At 71.3% G+C, this 15971-nt stretch carries 12 protein-coding genes; 1 reads left to right on the top strand and 11 read right to left on the bottom strand.

All coding sequences use genetic code 11. The features are described 5' to 3' along the window. Window positions 1-17 precede the first annotated feature (17 nt). Window positions 18-758, bottom strand: a complete 741-nt coding sequence (locus NLX94_RS09680; RefSeq protein WP_254382200.1) for a class I SAM-dependent methyltransferase — start codon at window positions 756-758, stop codon at window positions 18-20. 293 nt (window positions 759-1051) lie between these two features. On the opposite strand from NLX94_RS09680, the gene NLX94_RS09675 reads away from it, so the two are divergent. Beyond that, window positions 1052-2977, top strand: coding sequence for a helix-turn-helix domain-containing protein (locus NLX94_RS09675; protein WP_254382199.1), 1926 nt, complete (start codon window positions 1052-1054; stop codon window positions 2975-2977). Between the two features lie 9 nt (window positions 2978-2986). On the opposite strand, the gene NLX94_RS09670 is transcribed toward NLX94_RS09675, so the two are convergent. From NLX94_RS09670 to pdhA, 10 genes are all read right to left on the bottom strand, one after another. Further along, the gene (locus NLX94_RS09670; protein WP_254382198.1) at window positions 2987-4141 is read right to left on the bottom strand and encodes a transposase; all 1155 of its coding nucleotides are present in this window, start codon (window positions 4139-4141) and stop codon (window positions 2987-2989) included. 288 nt (window positions 4142-4429) lie between these two features. Next, complete coding sequence (locus NLX94_RS09665) at window positions 4430-4816, bottom strand: hypothetical protein (protein ID WP_254382197.1); 387 nt, start codon at window positions 4814-4816, stop codon at window positions 4430-4432. Window positions 4817-4839: 23 nt separating this feature from the next. After that, complete coding sequence (locus NLX94_RS09660) at window positions 4840-5250, bottom strand: hypothetical protein (RefSeq protein ID WP_254382196.1); 411 nt, start codon at window positions 5248-5250, stop codon at window positions 4840-4842. After that, the gene (locus NLX94_RS09655; RefSeq protein ID WP_302169059.1) at window positions 5247-10001 is read right to left on the bottom strand and encodes a putative T7SS-secreted protein; all 4755 of its coding nucleotides are present in this window, start codon (window positions 9999-10001) and stop codon (window positions 5247-5249) included. Before NLX94_RS09655 ends, NLX94_RS09660 begins: the two co-directional genes overlap by 4 nt. Further along, window positions 10001-10567, bottom strand: coding sequence for a hypothetical protein (locus NLX94_RS09650; protein WP_254382195.1), 567 nt, complete (start codon window positions 10565-10567; stop codon window positions 10001-10003). Before NLX94_RS09650 ends, NLX94_RS09655 begins: the two co-directional genes overlap by 1 nt. Continuing rightward, window positions 10567-10974, bottom strand: coding sequence for a hypothetical protein (locus NLX94_RS09645; RefSeq protein WP_254382194.1), 408 nt, complete (start codon window positions 10972-10974; stop codon window positions 10567-10569). The genes NLX94_RS09650 and NLX94_RS09645 overlap by 1 nt, the downstream gene beginning before the upstream one ends. Before the next feature lie 70 nt (window positions 10975-11044). Continuing rightward, complete coding sequence (locus NLX94_RS09640; RefSeq protein WP_254382193.1) at window positions 11045-11986, bottom strand: GNAT family N-acetyltransferase; 942 nt, start codon at window positions 11984-11986, stop codon at window positions 11045-11047. A gap of 115 nt (window positions 11987-12101) precedes the next feature. After that, window positions 12102-13553 carry a dihydrolipoamide acetyltransferase family protein gene (locus NLX94_RS09635; protein WP_254382192.1) on the bottom strand — a complete coding sequence of 484 codons (1452 nt, stop codon included), beginning with the start codon at window positions 13551-13553 and terminating at the stop codon, window positions 12102-12104. Between the two features lie 13 nt (window positions 13554-13566). After that, window positions 13567-14547 (bottom strand): alpha-ketoacid dehydrogenase subunit beta, encoded by a 981-nt coding sequence (locus NLX94_RS09630; RefSeq protein ID WP_254382191.1) that lies wholly within the window; start codon window positions 14545-14547, stop codon window positions 13567-13569. Window positions 14548-14552: 5 nt separating this feature from the next. After that, entirely contained in the window at window positions 14553-15758 is a 1206-nt protein-coding gene (gene pdhA / locus NLX94_RS09625) for a pyruvate dehydrogenase (acetyl-transferring) E1 component subunit alpha (RefSeq protein ID WP_254382190.1), read from the bottom strand. Window positions 15759-15971: the final 213 nt, after the last annotated feature.

Raw genomic sequence — 15971 nt, 5'->3', positions numbered from 1 at the left:
ACTCCCCCGGTATTGATTCAGACTCCGAACGGAACGATCTCGAGGAGCATGTGCTCGACCATGTCCTCGCCGTACTCGCCCTCACGGACGCGCTGGCCGGCCACCAGCCGCAGCTCGCGACCGCAGTCGGCGGCGATCTCGTGCAGTGCGGGCAGGTCGCCGCGGTCGCTGAAGTGCAGCAGTACGGAACCGCCCGGGGTGGTCCAGTGCACCGACTGCTCGAGGAACCGGCGGTGCGTCTGGTAGCCGGTGTCCACGTAGGCCCGCTCGTGCACCGACTTGTACTCGTAGCTCTCCGGGCCCATCACGTAGTTGGAGCTCCAGAAGATGACGTCGAAGCGCTCGTCCTCGCCCAGCCCCGAGAACAGGTCGCTGTGCACGGCCCGCAGACGGTCGGCCACCCCGTGCCGGTCCGCGTTGACGTGTGCGTTCTCCACGGCGGAGGGGCTGATATCGGACGCCACCACACGGTCGTAACCGGCCAGCGCGCTCATCACGGCCACGACACCGGTGCCGCAGCCGATCTCCAGGAACGAGCCCGTGCGCGGGGTCTCCTGGGGGTGGGCCAGTCCCAGGAACTCCAGGGCCACCCCGGTGGAGGGGGAGTAGATAGGGGCGAAGACCTCGTCGAACAGGTCCCAGTTCCGACCGGCCAGGGTGAACTCCTGGGGACGGTCCTCCCTGGTCAAGGACAGGTGGCTGCGCAGCAGGGACCGCTCAAAACTCTTGAGCCGGCCCGCGTCTTGGATCTCGGACACCTGAAGCATGGGAGTTCTCCAACATCGGCAGTGATGGTCGCGCTGGTGACGGCACCGCGGCGCTCGGTGATCACCCTGCCGTTGCTGCGCCATCCGCCAGAAGGTGTCCAGGTGACAGCGTCTGTCATGAACAGTGGTGGCCCGATCACCCTCCGCGTCCCTGACCTCGGTCAACGCCCTACGCGTTTCTTGACCATAACTTGCCACAAGGGCTACGTTCATGCAGGCCAGAGATCGATTGGACCGTCAAAAGGTGCGGTTGTGAAGGGTTTGTTAACCGGGGGGCGAAAGACATGGTCGACCATGCCTACGAGATGCTGGAACTGCTGAACAGAGAGGCACCTGCGGCCGCCTTCGAGGAAGTCGTGCGCAAGGCTCGCGAATCCGGCATGTCCGGGGCCGCACTCGCCCAGTTGACCAGGGCGAGGGACCAAAGCCTTGGAGTACGGGCACTCTTCGTCCGGCGCCAGCAGCGCGAGGCCGGCCTGGCCGCCCTCGTGGACACCGCGCGCGACCTGACGCTTCCGTACGACGTGGACGCCCTGCTCAAGGTGATCACGCGACGGGCCCGGCTGCTGCTCGGGCTGGACATGGCCTGGGTGGCCCTCGACGACCCCGAGAGCGGCTGCTCCCTGGTGCGTTCGGCCGACGGCCACGCCTCGGCGCTGACCATCGGCTTCGCCGTGCCGCTGGACGGCGGCGTCGGCAAGCGGGCCGTCGACGGGGCCTCGCCGTTCTGGTCGGCCGATTACATGAACGACCAGAGCTTCCGGCACAGCAAGGTCATCGACGAAGTGGTCATGGCCGAGGGCCTGCACGCCGTCATGGCCATCCCGCTCCGGCACCAGGGCACGACGTGGGGCGCCCTGTACGTCGCGGACCGCAACGTCCGGCACTTCACACCCGACGAGACCTCCCTCATGAGCTCCCTCGCCGACCTCGCGACGGTTGCGATCGAGAAGGCCCGGCTGCTGGAGCAGACCCGGTACGAGGTGGTCTCGCTGGAACAGGACACCTCCCGCGCCCTGGACTCCTCCATGACCGCCCGCCGCCTCCGGGAGGCGCACGGCCGCCTGCTCGACCTCGTGCTGGGCGGCGGCGGCCTCGGCAACCTCGCCTCCGAGGCGGTCAAGGACCTCGGCGGCACCCTCCTCGTCCGGGACGCGGCCGGCCGCACCCTCGCCTGCCCGGGCGCCGGCCTCCCGGAACTCGACGAGGCCAAGGTCCGTACGGCCCTGCTGGACGCGCACACCGACCGGCAGCCCCGCAGCGCGGGCGACGGGGTGTGGGTGGCCTCGGTCGCCGCGGGCGACGAGATGCTGGGCACCCTCGTCCTCGCCACCGACGCACCGGTCACCGACCACCGCCTGCAGCTCCTGGCACTCACCGCCCAGGTGACGGCCGTCGTGCTGCTGATGACCCAGGGCATGGCCGCCACCGAAGGCCTCCTGCGCGACGAGTTCTTCCACGACCTGCTGCGCGGCCCGTCGCTGTCCCCGACGCTCATCGCGGAGCAGAGCCGCCGCCTCGGGCTCAACCTGGACGAACCCCACGTCGTCGTGATCGCCCGCCCCGAGGGCGGCATCCAGGGCCGCGTGGCCGCCTGGGCCGCCTCGTACGCCAACCGCCACCACGGCCTCAAGAGCGTGGACGGCGACCTCGTGGTGCTGCTGCTCCCCGGCACCGCGGCGGGCGACATCGCCCGGACGGCGTCCAAGGAGCTCTCCGAGGTGCTCGGCAAGCCGGTGACCGCCGGTTCGGCCGGACCCACCGACAGCCCGGCGGGCATCGTCCACCTGTACCAGGAGGCCCGTCGCTGCCTGGACGCGGTGGCCGCACTCACCGGCCCCGGCAGCAGCGCCTCCCCGGAAGAGCTCGGCTTCCTCGGTGTCCTGCTCTCCGAGAAGCCGAACATAGCCGGGTTCATCAACGACACCATCGGTCCGGTGCTCGACTACGACGACCAGCAGTACACCGAGCTGATCCGCACCATGGAGGCGTACTTCGCCTCGGCCAACAGCCCCTCCCGGGCTGCGGAGTCACTGCACGTCCACCCCAACACCGTCTCCCGACGACTGGAGCGGATCACCGAGATACTCGGCGAGGACTGGCAGAAGCCGACCCAGGCCCTCCAGGTACAGCTCGCCCTCCAGCTCCAGCGCACCCGGCGGGCCCTCAACCAGGAGCGGCGGCGCCAGAACAAGCAGCCCATCAGCTGAGGCGCACCGTCACTGGTCCGCCGCGCGCGGGGTGAGCACCCGGACCGCGTGCGCGGCGGAGGCCAGGGTGGTGTGCCGGTGCCAGCCCTCGAAGGAGCGCCCGCCGAAGTCGGTGAGCCCCACCGGCTGGGCGATGTTGGCGAAGTCGGCCTCGACCTGCAGCGCCTGCTTCGCCAGGCGCAGCAGCGCGCTCGGGGGCGCCTGCGTCATGTCGGTGACCCAGCACTGGTCGGGCCAGCCGCGCGGATCGCTCCACTCGCCGAACAGCAGCTGCGGCCGGGGGGCGTTCGGCAGCTCCACGCGTACGGCGACCACCAGGCTGACCCGGGGCCGGCCGGTCGCCGGGTCCCGCCAGGTCACCGGCCGGCGCAGGGTGCGTGCCATCAGGAGCAGCTGGTGCGCGGCGAGTTCGCGGTTGGCCGCGCCCGGCAGGACCGCGTCCACGCACCGGACCCGCAGGGAGCCGCGGGCCGGGGCCACGAAGTGCGTTCCGCCCGGCTCGAGGCGCCGTGCGACCGCCGCGGGGTCGAGGTCGGGAAGGTCGAGCACCACGGGCCGGCGGGTCTGACCCGTCCACCCCCGCAGCTCCTCCACCGCTCCGGCGATCAACTCCAGCGGGGTGGCCGCCAGTTCCGAGACCTCGGTGTTCGACGTGCCCGGGCCGAGGCTGTCGCGCCACTTCTGGGAGAGGGTGAGGCGCCAGTTCACCGGGCAGCTCTGTCCGTCCCCCACGGACCAGATGCCGTACGCAGCCTGGCTGTTGACCACCTGGCCGAGTTCGGGCACGAACCGGCGGTCGACGCCCACCGACTCCGTGCCGGCCTTCGAGATCACCATGGGCTGCACCACCCATGCCTGGGGCCGCAGGGCCCGCTCCAGGTAACGGGCGAGCGCGGCCCGCACCCGCCCCCAGTCCCAGGTGGACGAGACCACGAAGTGGTGCAGGCTCTGCTCGGCCGCCCGGTCCCCCACGTACGCGGCGATGTTCCGGATCGACTTGCGTCCCTCGGCCTGCAGCAGCCCGCGCAGGTACAGCTCCCCCTTGCGCCGCTGGTCGCTCCGCGGCAGCGAGGCGAACAGTTCGGCGCACAGCTCGCCCACGACCAGGTCCGGTACGAAGCGGCTGCTCAGGGAGTCCAGGCGTTCAAGACTCGCGACGGTCATTACGGATCCATCCCTTCCCCCGTGTTCTCTCCAGCTCCTCAACCCTGCGGTCGGGAGCGGTCCGAGAACCAGGTGGACCCGTCACACACATTCGCCCCTGCGTGCAGGGCGGACCATCAGACCGGCATATCCCACGGCCCCCGGCGGTCCACGGGGCGGAGCCCGGCCCGCCGCACCGGGCCAGAACCGTCCATCGGCACCATCCGATGGTGACCGGACCACACCCACACCGCCGGGAAGGTCGCGGCGGTGGTGACCCGGCCACCTCTCTCGGGACCTACCAGCGGCTCAGCGCCAGCGGTTGGTCTCGACGATCTCGCCCGTGGCGGGATCGATCCGACCCTGGAAATCACCCGCGCCCGTGGCCATGATCATGAGAGGCCGCCCTTTCGACAGGAAGGCGGGGAAGAACCCGTCCACGTCCTTCAGGCCCGGCATCAGGTCACCCGGCGGGCACAGCCGGAACCGCTCCGAGCCGTCGGGCCGGTAGACCACCGCGTTGTCCTTCGGCGAGTCCGGCGTGAAGTCCAGGGCCTCCACCACCAGCACGAGCGTCTCGCCGTCCTCGTGCCACGCCAGGACCGACGTGGGCGCAAGCGCGTGCGTCTTCTCGACGGACCCGTCCGGCCCGCTCCACCGGACCGTGGTATCACCCTCGGTCCAGTCGATCACCACGTCGGGACCCTCACCGCCCTGGTTCATCGCCACTGGTTGGTGTCGACGATCTCGCCGGTTTCCAGGTCGATCCTGCCCTGGAAATCGCCCGCGTTGCGCGTGACCATGATCATGAGCGGGCGCCCGTCCTGCGGCACCGCAAGGTAGAAGCCGTGCACGTCGCTCGGCGTGTACACCAGGCCGCGCGGCGGGTGCAGCCGGAACCGCTCCGAGCCATCGGCCCGGTAGACCACCGCGTTGTCCGACGGGGTGAACGGTGCGGTGTTGATGGCTTCCACCACGACGACCAGCGTCTCGTCGTACTCCCGCCACGCCATGACATCCTGCGGCGGACGCTCGTACGACTTCTCGACGCTCCCCTCCGGACCGCTCCAGCGGACCGTGGTGTCGCCCGGGGCCCAGGTGACCACGACACCGGGATCTGCTTCTGTCATTTGGGGATCTCCGTGGGTGGGCCGACCGGAATCAGTCGGGATCGGTCATCGAATTCCATGATCTCAATCTGGGTCCCGCCACCGGGCAGCCGACCCAGCTTCGGGTCCATCTGGGGCCCGATGATGCTCTCCTGGACGAGGATCGGGTCACCGTCGGAAATGCGGTAACGCTGCAGGAGAGAGACGTCGGATTTCCAGTCGGTGCGGACGGCCATCTGATCGCGGACGTACTGCTGGTTGGGCACGTCGTCGAAGGTGCCGAATCCTCCCGGGCCTCGCTGACCGGGTGCGATCACCATGTTGAACTCCTCGCCCGGCTGGGCGAAGCGCGCGACGATCGTCGACCCCTCCAGGTGTGGCTGGGTCTCCTCGCGTTCGGGCCGGGCCCGGGGCAGTGCCTTCTGCTCCTCCTTCGGGCAAGGGCTCAGCCCCAGCGGGTCCGCCCACACGTGCGGGTTGGAGACGTAGGCGACCGGGTTCGGGGACGGGGCGAGGCCCAGGGGGTCGCCCGTGAGGTAGCGGGCCGTCTCCGGGTCGTAGGTGCGGAAGTAGTTGTGGTGGAGGCCGGTTTCCGGGTCGTGGTACTGGCCCGGGAAGCGCAGCGGGGTGTAGGCGGAGGCGTCCCGGTTCCAGCTCGTCGTGCCCCAGACCGTCGCGCGGGTGCGCCAGGCGACCTCGCCCCGCTCGTCGATCAGCTCGGTCGGCGTGCCGACCAGGTCCGTGACGATGGCGAAGAACCGGGAGTCGATCTCCTCCTGGGACGCCCCGCGGATGGACTCCACCTGGGTGAGCGGGTGCAGCCCGGAGTGCGTCCAGCTCAGCGTGACCTCGTGCGGGCTGTCCGCCGAGCGCGTCGTCTGCTCGATCAGGGTGGGGCCGTCCCAGGTGAAGACGGTCTCCTCCACGACCACCGCGACCGCCTCCGCCGGAGCGGGGGCCGACGTTGTTTCACGTGAAACATCGGCGGTGCCCGGCGCGAGCCGCTGCTTCGCGGCACGCCGGCCCAGCGCGTCGTAGCGGTAGCGCCACCGCGTCCCGTCCGGGGTGGTGACCTCGGTGAGGCGGTCGTCCGCGTCCCAGGTGTAGTGCCAGGTGTCCGGCTTCCTGGAGAGCCGGGACTTCTGCCGCAGGATCACGCGGCCCTGGGCGTCGTGCTCGTAGCGGACCCGGCCGGCGCGGTGGATCCGCGTGCCGGTGTAGGCGCGCTCGCCGGTGGCCTCCGAGCCCAGCTGCTCCGGCCAGGCCGCCGAGGTCTGGTTGCCCGCCTCGTCGTAGGCGTACCGCTCCGACCAGGAGGCGGCGTCCACGGCGGTGATCCGGGAGGCGGGGTCCAGGGTGAAGGTCCGCGGACCCGTCTGCGCGTCGTCGATCCCCAGCAGGTTGCCGTCGGCCCGGTAGCTGTAGCCGCGGCGCAGCAGGGTGCGCTGGTCGGAGCCGGTGACGTGGCGGGTCGTGAGCCGGCCCGCCGGGTCGTAGGTGTGGTGGAGCTCCGTGGTGGTGCCGATGCGCCGCGTCAGTTCGTGGCCGGCCGCGTCCCGCTCGAAGGTCAGCCGGCGGCCCGAGGCGGTGAGCGCGGTGCGGTGACCGCCCGCGTCGTAGGTCCAGCGGGCTTCCGCGCCGGTGGGGGTGGTCAGGCCCAGCGGGCGGCTCAGCTCGTCGTACGCGTAGCGGACCGTACGGCCGTCGACCTGCTCCTCGACCAGTCGCCCGTGCCGGTCGCGGATGCGGACCAGCCTGGTGCCGTCGGAGGAGACCGCCGCCGCCGGCAGGTCGAAGACGTCGAACTCGAAGGTCGCGGTGCCGGTGGGGGAGGTCTTGCGGATGATCCGGCCGAGCACGTCCCGCTCGTAGGCGATCTCCTCGCCCAGCCCGTTCACGCGCGAGCGCAGCCGCCCGGTCGGGTCGTAGGAGTAGCTCAGCGTCAGGCCGTCGAAGTCGGTCTCCGAGATCAGCCGGCCCGCCGGGTCGTAGACGTACTCCCAGGTCAGGCCCTGGGGGTTGCGTACACCCGTCAGCCGCAGCAGCGCATCGTAGGTGTACTCGTACCGGACGCCGTCGGGTCCGGTCCGGGCCGCGAGCAGGTCGAAGTGGGTGTACTCGAAGCGGGTCGTCCCGCCCGCCGGGTCGGTGAAGGAGGTGCAGTTGCCCTCGCCGTCGTACGTCCACAGCGATACGGCGCCGTCCGGGTCCACCCGGCGGGCGGGCCGGCCCTCCGGGGTCCACTCCATGGTCGTCACGCCGCCGACCGGGTCGGTCACGCGCACCGGGCGCCCGAAGGCGTCGCGCTCGAACCGGGAGGTGGCTCCGAGCGGGTCCGAGACGGTGAGCGGCAGACCGGCCGCGTCGGTGGTGTAGCGGCTGACGTCGCCCAGCGGGTTCGTCACGGTGGTGACGTGACCGCGCTCGTCGTAGCCGAAGGTGGTGACCGCACCCGTCGAGGTGGTGAGCGAGGTGCGGTTGCCGCGCGCGTCGAAGCTCTGGCGGATGACCGTGCCGTCCGCGTTGGCCACCCGTACCGGCAGGCCGAGTCCGTCGTACTCGGTGCCGGCGGTGCGGCCGTCGGGACGGATCGAGCGGGTGATCCGCCCCTCCCCGTCGTACTCCTGGAGCGAGGTGGCGCCGAGGGCGTCGGTGCGGCTGATCACGCGTCCGGCGCTGTCGTACCGGTAGTGGGTGACGTTGCCGAGCGGGTCGGCCTCGGCGACGATCCGGCACCGCCCGTCGATCACGTAGCGCCGGGTGTGCCCGTCGGCGGTGGTGACGGCGGTGACGCGGTGGCCGGTCTCCGGGTCGCGCCCGTCGTAGTCGAGGGTGAGGGCGAGGTGGCCGGCCTCCCCGCCTTCGGCGACGCAGCGGTCCTGGTCGTCGTAGGCGTAGGTGTAGCGGCTGCCGTTGGTGTCGGTCCAGGACGTGATGCGGCCGCGGTCGTCGTAGACCAGGCTCAGCGGCCGGCCCGAGGAATTGACGATCTCCGTCAGGTTCCCGTCGGTGTAGCCGTACGCGAGGACGCGCGGGCCGCCGGTCAGGTGCAGGCCGGTGATCCGGCCCCCGGCGGTCTCGAAGCGGAGGTGGTAGCCGCCGGAGTGGGCCATGCCCAGCGGCACGCCCTCGGTGTCGTACTCGAAGAGGATGTGGTTGCCGTTGCGGTCGTCCAGCTGGACGATCGGCGCGATGCCGTCCTCCGCGGCCTCGCCCGCACCGTCCGCGGGCCTGCCGAACCGGCGCACCTGCCCCGACGCGGGGTCCGTCACCGTCCAGTCGCCGTCCGGTGTCCGCTCCAGCGGACGGAGCGGACCGGTGGCGGGCAGCACGGGCAGGCCGGGCGCCGGGTGCGGATAGGCGACCACGAGCCCGTCCTCGGCGACGAGGACGACGCCCTCCGCGTCGATCTCCAGGTGCTGGTCGATGGTGGAGGACCACGACGGGCCGAACCAGCGGCCCGCCGTGTAACCGGACTCCGCACGCCGGGTGAAGACCAGCGGCAGGGTGCCCGGCAGGACGATGTCGGTCTGCGGCAGGAACATCCGGCCGGTGGCCAGGTCCACCGGGTCGGTGTGCCCCGTGGCCTTCTCCCCGTCCGGGGTCTTGTGCAGGTCCGGACCGTCGCCCTCGAGCGCCTGGCGGCCCGGGCCCTTGAGGTCGTCGAGGTGCGAGGCGGCCGAGCCGACCTTCTTCAGCGAGCCCAGGCCCTTGGTGCCGATCAGTTCCGGGATCAGCTTGCCGATGCCCTCGGAGGGGTCCTTCATGAACTCGTCGAGCATCTTCTTGCCCGCGCCCAGCGGGTCGTTGGCCATCACGACCAGACCCGCCGCCGTCGAGTTCAGGTTCGTCACGTACTCGGCCGGATGCGTCAGGTTGTACGGATCCATCGGGTTCAGCGCCCGCGCGAAGTTGACGATCCCCGCCGCGCCCTTGAACACACCGCCCGCCAGGTGCGTCTTGGCGAGGTCCATGTAGTCCATGCCGTCGCCGAGCTGCTTCGCGTACGAGGGCTTCGGCGGAGCCGCGTCCCGCGCCGCCCGCACCGCCGTACGGACCGTCTCCGCGACCTCGTTGCGCTGCTTGCGGGCACTGTCGAGCTTGTCCTGCGCGGCCGCCGCGATCGAGGTGCCCGGGTCGGTGAAGTTCTCCGACGGGCGGGGCGGCAGCGGGTCCTGCTTCGCCTTCAGCGCGTCGTTGTAGGTGTCGACCAGCTTGTTGTGCGCGGTGCGGGCCTCCGAGGACACCTTCTTCGCCCGGTTGTACTCCTCCAGCGCCTCCCTGGCCTGGCCCTGGGCCCACTCCACGGTCTCCGCGAACCGGCCCATCGCGTCGGCGGCCTTCCCGAAGGCCTCCGCCGCCTTGAACCAGCGCGGCGGCTCCTTCGCCACCGCCTCCCGGAAGGAATCGGCCGTCTTGCCCTTCAGACCCTCCGGCTCCCCCATCCCCTTCAGGCCGTTGCCGACCTTGTCGAAGGAGGCCTTGAAGTCGTTCAGATGCGAGACCTGCGCGCGGATCTTCGACACGCTGCCGTAGACCAGCTTGTTCGGCTCCTCCGTCTGGCCGAGCTCCAACTCGGCGACATCGGCACCCAGTTGGTTGGCGGCCGAGCGGCTCTTGTCGCGGATCCAGTCGCCCGCATCGTCCAGGCCGACGTTCTCGGCGAGACCGGCCGTCTTGTCACCGGCCCACTCGACCGCGTCGCCGACCGCCTCCGCACCCTTCTCGATGCCGTCCTCGATGACGTCCGGAACGAAATCCTGCCAGCCCATCAGCGACCGCCCCCGTCACGCTTCGCCTGCTCCAGCAGATCGTTCAGCGAACCGATCTTCCCGTTGGACTTCAGCTCCTCGCCGGTGTCCGACCAGGTCTGCCCCATGTCCTTCCGGCCCTTCTCGAAGGACTCCGCGCTGTAGTCGGGCTTGTAGACGTCCGCGGAGAAGATGTCCCCCCAGGACTTCTTCTCGATCTCGTCCTCGGACGCGTGCGGATTGCCGTACGCCGCGTTCGCCACGACCCGGAACGTGCCGTGCAGGTACTGCTCCTCCTCCCACACCGTGCCCGCCGCGATCCCCAGCGACTGGGCGAGGGTGCTCGCGTTCTGCACGAGGGCGCGCACGCCCCACTCCCAGCGCTCGCAGAAGTCCTCGAAGTCGGTGGCGAGACCGGCGTGCCCGGCCTCCATCCCCGTCATCGACAGATCCCCGAACCCGGCCCCCAGCGAGGCACCCGCCGCGTCCGCACCGGACTCGCGCAGCTCCCCGATCGCCGCCCGCAGACCGTCCTGGATGTTCTTGACCGCCGCCGGCGAGACCTCCAGATCCCCGTTCCCGGCCATCAGGCGGCCTCCCCCCGGCCCAGGTCCACGGCATTCGCATCCGGGACGATCCCCGCGACCGGCGGGAAGAACATCGACCCGTCCTCGTCCGCCACGTTCACGACCACGCCCGCCGGACCGCCCGCCACCGGAACCACCGCGTCCACCAGCCGTGCGCCCAGCACCGAGAGGAACTCCCACTCCCGGCCGGCGCCCGCCTCGCCGCGCGCCGCCGCGAACCGGGTCAACGCCTCCTCGTCCGTGAACGCGTAGATCCACCGGATCCCGCCCGACACCGCCGACATCAGACCGCCGTCGGGGCCGTCCGCGAGCGGAACCAGCAGGACGGCCCGCCGGAACTCCCCCAGCAGGCGTGCGGGATCACCCAGCCCGCCCCGTATCGCGGCGATTTCTTCCGTCAGTTGCATGGATCGTTCCCCTCCAGCGCCGGTAGGCGTTTGCAGGAGACAACGCTATAGGGGAGCCCGGCGGTTCCGGTCAGGCCCCCTGGCCCGCCTCCATGACCAGGCGGATCTCCGTGACCTCGTACCCGGCCCGGGTGAAGGCGGCGGCCATCGGGGTGTTCACGGCGTCCGTGGTGGCGGTGATGCGGTCGGCGGCCTCGGAGGCGTGGAAGCGGGTGATCTCGGCGAGGATCTCGTCGATCAGGCCCTTGCCGCGCTGCCCGGGGACCACGCCGAGGTAGCCGACGTTGCGGTGGTACGGGGTCGCGGAGGGGATCGCCAGGCCCGCGAGGGTGCCGTCCGGGAGGTGGGCCAGGCGCCACCAGGAGCGCTCGCCGGGGCAGTCGGTGTAGAACTCGATGTCGTCGCGCGCCAGTTCCTCGGCGTCGATCGTGCGGAGCTCGTTCTGCGTGTGCAGGTCCAGGCTGCCCTGCGAGAGCAGGACGAAGGCCTCGAGGAACTCCTCGTCGGTGCCCTCGCGGAAGACGAGGCGGCCGGTGGGCGCCGCGGTCCCGGCGGCCGGGGTCCACTCGAAGCGCAGCCGCTCGATCTCGCGGGTCAGGCCGGCCCCGGACGCGGCCTTCTGCCGCCAGGCGACCGCGTCGGCCAGGCCGCCGGGGGCGGTGCGCCAGTCGCGGGGCAGGGAGAGGTTGTAGTCGGGGAGCTTGCCGAAGGCCTCGTGCCCGGCGGCGAGCAGGCCCGCGGCGACGGCGGCCGGGTCGGCGACGTGTTCGCGTACGTGGAGGCAGTCGAGCGCGATGGGCCGCTCGCTGTCGGCCCGGCCCCACCACAGGGCGCGGGCCAGGATCTCGCCGTCCTCGTCCTCGGCGAACCAGGTCCACTCGGGGCGCATCTGCTGCGCGGCGAGCTCCTCGCGGATCTTCTCGGGGGTGAGGGCGGGGACGGGGCCGTCGGCCGGGTAGGCGAGGGCGCGGTCCAGGTCGGTGGGGTCTGCGGTGGCAGAGCGGAAGTGCATGGGCCGATGATCACACCGGACGGAGCCGCACCCCAAGGGGTTTGTGCACGTCACGGGCGGTTCACTACGAGATCCCGGCCTCCGGGTGGAACACCCGGAGGCCGGAACGGGGCCGTCAGGACCAGGTGATCAGACGGCGGGGGTGCTCCAGGACGGCGGCGATGTCCGCGAGGAAGCGGGAGCCGAGTTCGCCGTCGATGAGGCGGTGGTCGAAGGACAGCGCCAGGGTGGTGACGTGGCGGGCCTTGACCTTGCCCTTGTGGACCCACGGCTGGAGCTTGATCGCGCCGACCGCGAGGATCGCGGACTCTCCGGGGTTCAGGATGGGCGTGCCGGTGTCGACGCCGAAGACGCCGACGTTGGTGATGGTGATGGTGCCCTGCTGCATGTCGGCCGGGGAGGTCTTGCCCTCGCGGGCCGTGGCGACCAGCCCGGACAGCGCCTCGGACAGCTCGGGGAGCGTCTTGGCGTGGGCGTCCTTGATGTTCGGGACGATCAGCCCGCGGGGGGTGGCCGCCGCGATGCCCAGGTTGACGTAGTGCTTGAGCACGATCTCCTGGGCCGCCTCGTCCCAGGACGCGTTCACGTCCGGGTTGCGGCGGATCGCCACGAGGACGGCCTTGGCGATCAGGAGCAGCGGGTTGATCCGCAGACCGGCGAGGTCCGGGTCCTCCTTGAGCTCCTGGACCAGCTTCATCGTGCGGGTCACGTCGAAGGTGATGAACTCGGTGACGTGCGGCGCGGTGAAGGCGGAGCCGACCATGGCCTGGGCGGTGACCTTGCGGACCCCCTTGACCGGGATACGGGTCTCCCGGGCGGTCGCGGACACGGGTGCGGGCACCTCGGCCGGGGCCTGTACGGGAGCCTGCGCCGGAGCCGGGGCCGCTGCGGGAGCCGGAGCCACGGCCACGGTCTGCGGGGCGATGGCCGCCGCGGCCGCTGCGTGCACGTCCTCGCGGGTCACGACCCCGCCGTCGCCGGTGGGGACCACCGAGGCCAGGTCGATGCCGAGGTCCTTGGCGAGCTTGCGCACCGGCGGCTTCGCCAGCACCTTGCCCGCGCCGCCCTGGGCGGGGACCACGGCCGGAGCCACCGGAGCAGGAGCGGCCGGAGCCGCCGCCTGCGCCACGCCCGTGCCGTTCTGCGCGGCGACCGCCGGCTGCGGCGCAGCCTTGCGCGGGCGGCGCTTCGTAGAGGCGGTGGAGACGCCGTAGCCGACCAGGACGGGCTGGCGGGCCGCGGGGGCCTCCGGCTCCGCCGCGGCGGCGACGGGCGCGGCCACGGGTGCGGCCACGGCTTCGGCCGCGGCCGGAGCCTCGTCCGCCGGACCCGTCTGGACGGAGATGATGACCTGGCCGACGTCGACCGTGACGCCCTCCTCGAAGAGGAGCGCGTGCACCACCCCGTCGAAGGGGATCGGCAGCTCGACGGCCGCCTTCGCCGTCTCCACCTCGCAGACGACCTGGCCGTCGGTGACGGTGTCACCCGGCTGGACGTACCACTTGAGGATCTCGGCCTCGGTGAGGCCCTCGCCCACATCGGGCATCTTGAATTCGCGGATCGTCATCGCAGGGCTCTCCTCAGTACGCCAGCGAGCGGTCGACTGCGTCGAGCACCCTGTCCAGGCCCGGCAGGTACTCGTCCTCCAGGCGGGCCGGCGGGTACGGGGCGTGGTAGCCGCCCACGCGCAGCACGGGCGCCTCCAGGTGGTAGAAGCACCGCTCCGTGATGCGGGCGGCGATCTCCGAACCCACACCGAGGAACACCGGCGCCTCGTGGACCACCACGAGCCGGCGGGTCTTCTCCACCGACGCCTGGATCCCGTCGAAGTCGACCGGGGACATCGAGCGCAGGTCGACGACCTCCACCGACTTGCCCTCCTCGGCGGCGGCCGCGGCAGCCTCCAGGCAGACCTTCACCATGGGCCCGTAGGCCGCCAGGGTGATGTCGGTGCCGCTGCGGGCGACCCGGGAGCCGTGCAGGGCGTCGGGGATGGCCTCGACGTCGACCTCGCCCTTGTCCCAGTAGCGGCGCTTCGGCTCGAAGAAGATGACCGGGTCGTCGCTGAGGATCGCCTGCTGGAGCATCCAGTAGGCGTCGCTCGCGTTGGACGGCGAGACCACCTTCAGGCCCGGGACGTGCGCGAACAGCGTCTCCGGGGACTCCGAGTGGTGCTCGACCGCGCCGATGCCGCCCGCGTAGGGGATGCGGATGACGACCGGCATCTTGATGGTGCCGAGCGAGCGCGCGTGCATCTTGGCGAGCTGCGTGACGATCTGGTCGTAGGCGGGGAAGACGAACCCGTCGAACTGGATCTCCACGACCGGCCGGTACCCGCGCAGGGCCAGGCCGATCGCGGTGCCGACGATGCCGGACTCGGCGAGCGGGGTGTCGATGACCCGCTCCTCGCCGAAGTCCTTCTGGAGTCCGTCGGTGATGCGGAAGACGCCGCCGAGCTTGCCGACGTCCTCGCCCATGATCAGGACCTTCGGGTCCGTCTCCAGGGCCTTGCGGAGCGAGTCGTTGAGCGCCTTCGCGATGGTGAGCTTCTGTACGGCCATGACGGTCACTCCCCGCCTTCGAAGGACGCGAGGTAGGCGGCGAACTGCGCGCGCTCCTCGTCGACGAGCGCGTGCCCGTCCGCGTAGACGTTCTCGAAGATCGCCATGGTGTCGGGGTCGGGCATCGAGCGCACGACCTCGCGGACCCGCTTGCCGAGGGCCTCGCTCTCGGTCTCCAGCTCCTGGAACCACGCCTCGTCGGCGCCCCCGGTGGCCAGCAGGTGGGCCTTCAGGCGCAGGATCGGGTCCTTGGCCTCCCAGGCCGCCGTCTCCTCGTCGCGCCGGTACTTCGTCGGGTCGTCGGAGGTGGTGTGCGCGCCCATCCGGTACGTGAAGGCCTCCACCAGGGTGGGCCCCTCTCCCCGGCGGGCCCGCTCCAGTGCCCAGCGGGTCACCGCGAGGCAGGCCAGTACGTCGTTGCCGTCCACCCGGACGCCCGGGAAGCCGAAGCCCTGCGCGCGCTGGTAGAGCGGGACGCGCATCTGGCGCTCGGTGGGCTCGGAGATCGCCCACTGGTTGTTCTGGCAGAAGAACACCACGGGCGAGTTGTAGACCGCCGAGAAGGTGAAGGCCTCCGCCACGTCGCCCTGGCTGGACGCGCCGTCGCCGAAGTAAGCGATGACGGCCGAGTCGGCGCCGTCCTTGGCCACGCCCATCGCGTACCCGGTCGCGTGCAGCGTCTGGGAGCCGATGACGATCGTGTACAGGTGGAAGTTGTTGGTGGTCGGGTCCCAGCCACCGTGGTTCACACCGCGGAACATGCCGAGGAGGTTGGTCGGGTCGACCCCGCGGCACCAGGCCACACCGTGTTCGCGGTAGGTCGGGAAGACGTAGTCGTCGTCGCGCAGGGCCCGGCCGGAGCCGATCTGGGCGGCCTCCTGGCCGAGCAGCGAGGCCCACAGGCCCAGCTCGCCCTGGCGCTGGAGGGCGGTCGCCTCGCCGTCGAAGCGGCGGGTCATGACCATGTCGCGGTAGAGACCGCGCAGGTCGTCGGTGGTGATGTCGGCGACGAAGGGTGCGAACTCGGCGACGTCGGGATGCTCCGCGACCTCGACGCGCACCCCCTCGGGCGTCAGCAGCTGTACGAGCTGGGGCTCGGCGTCATGCGTCTTCGCGGTGGCAGCGGCGGGCTTGGCGGCGCTTGCCGCGCCGGCCGGCCGCTTGGTGCCGCTGCGGCGCGGCTTGCGCGCGGCAGTGCTCTCCACGGTCACGATTGCTCCTCCGTCGGTCCGGCACCCGGGTTCTCCGGGGACCAGTGCGGCTCACCTGGATCTCTGCCCGCGCACGGGGTGGGTGCGCTTCGGGTCTGGGATTCAGGCGTGACAGGTGCCCCGGCGAGTGCCCTGCGCAATGCACGTTACCCAGTGCGTCGCATAACTGCGAAACCCCGTTTGACCTGCGATTTTGCTTGGATTTCCAAGTAA

It is taken from the genome of Streptomyces sp. TBY4, assembly GCF_024213195.1.
GTDB lineage: Bacteria > Actinomycetota > Actinomycetes > Streptomycetales > Streptomycetaceae > Streptomyces.
The sequence above is the reverse complement of the archived record's forward strand: the minus strand, read 5'-3'. Positions and strand labels throughout refer to the sequence as shown.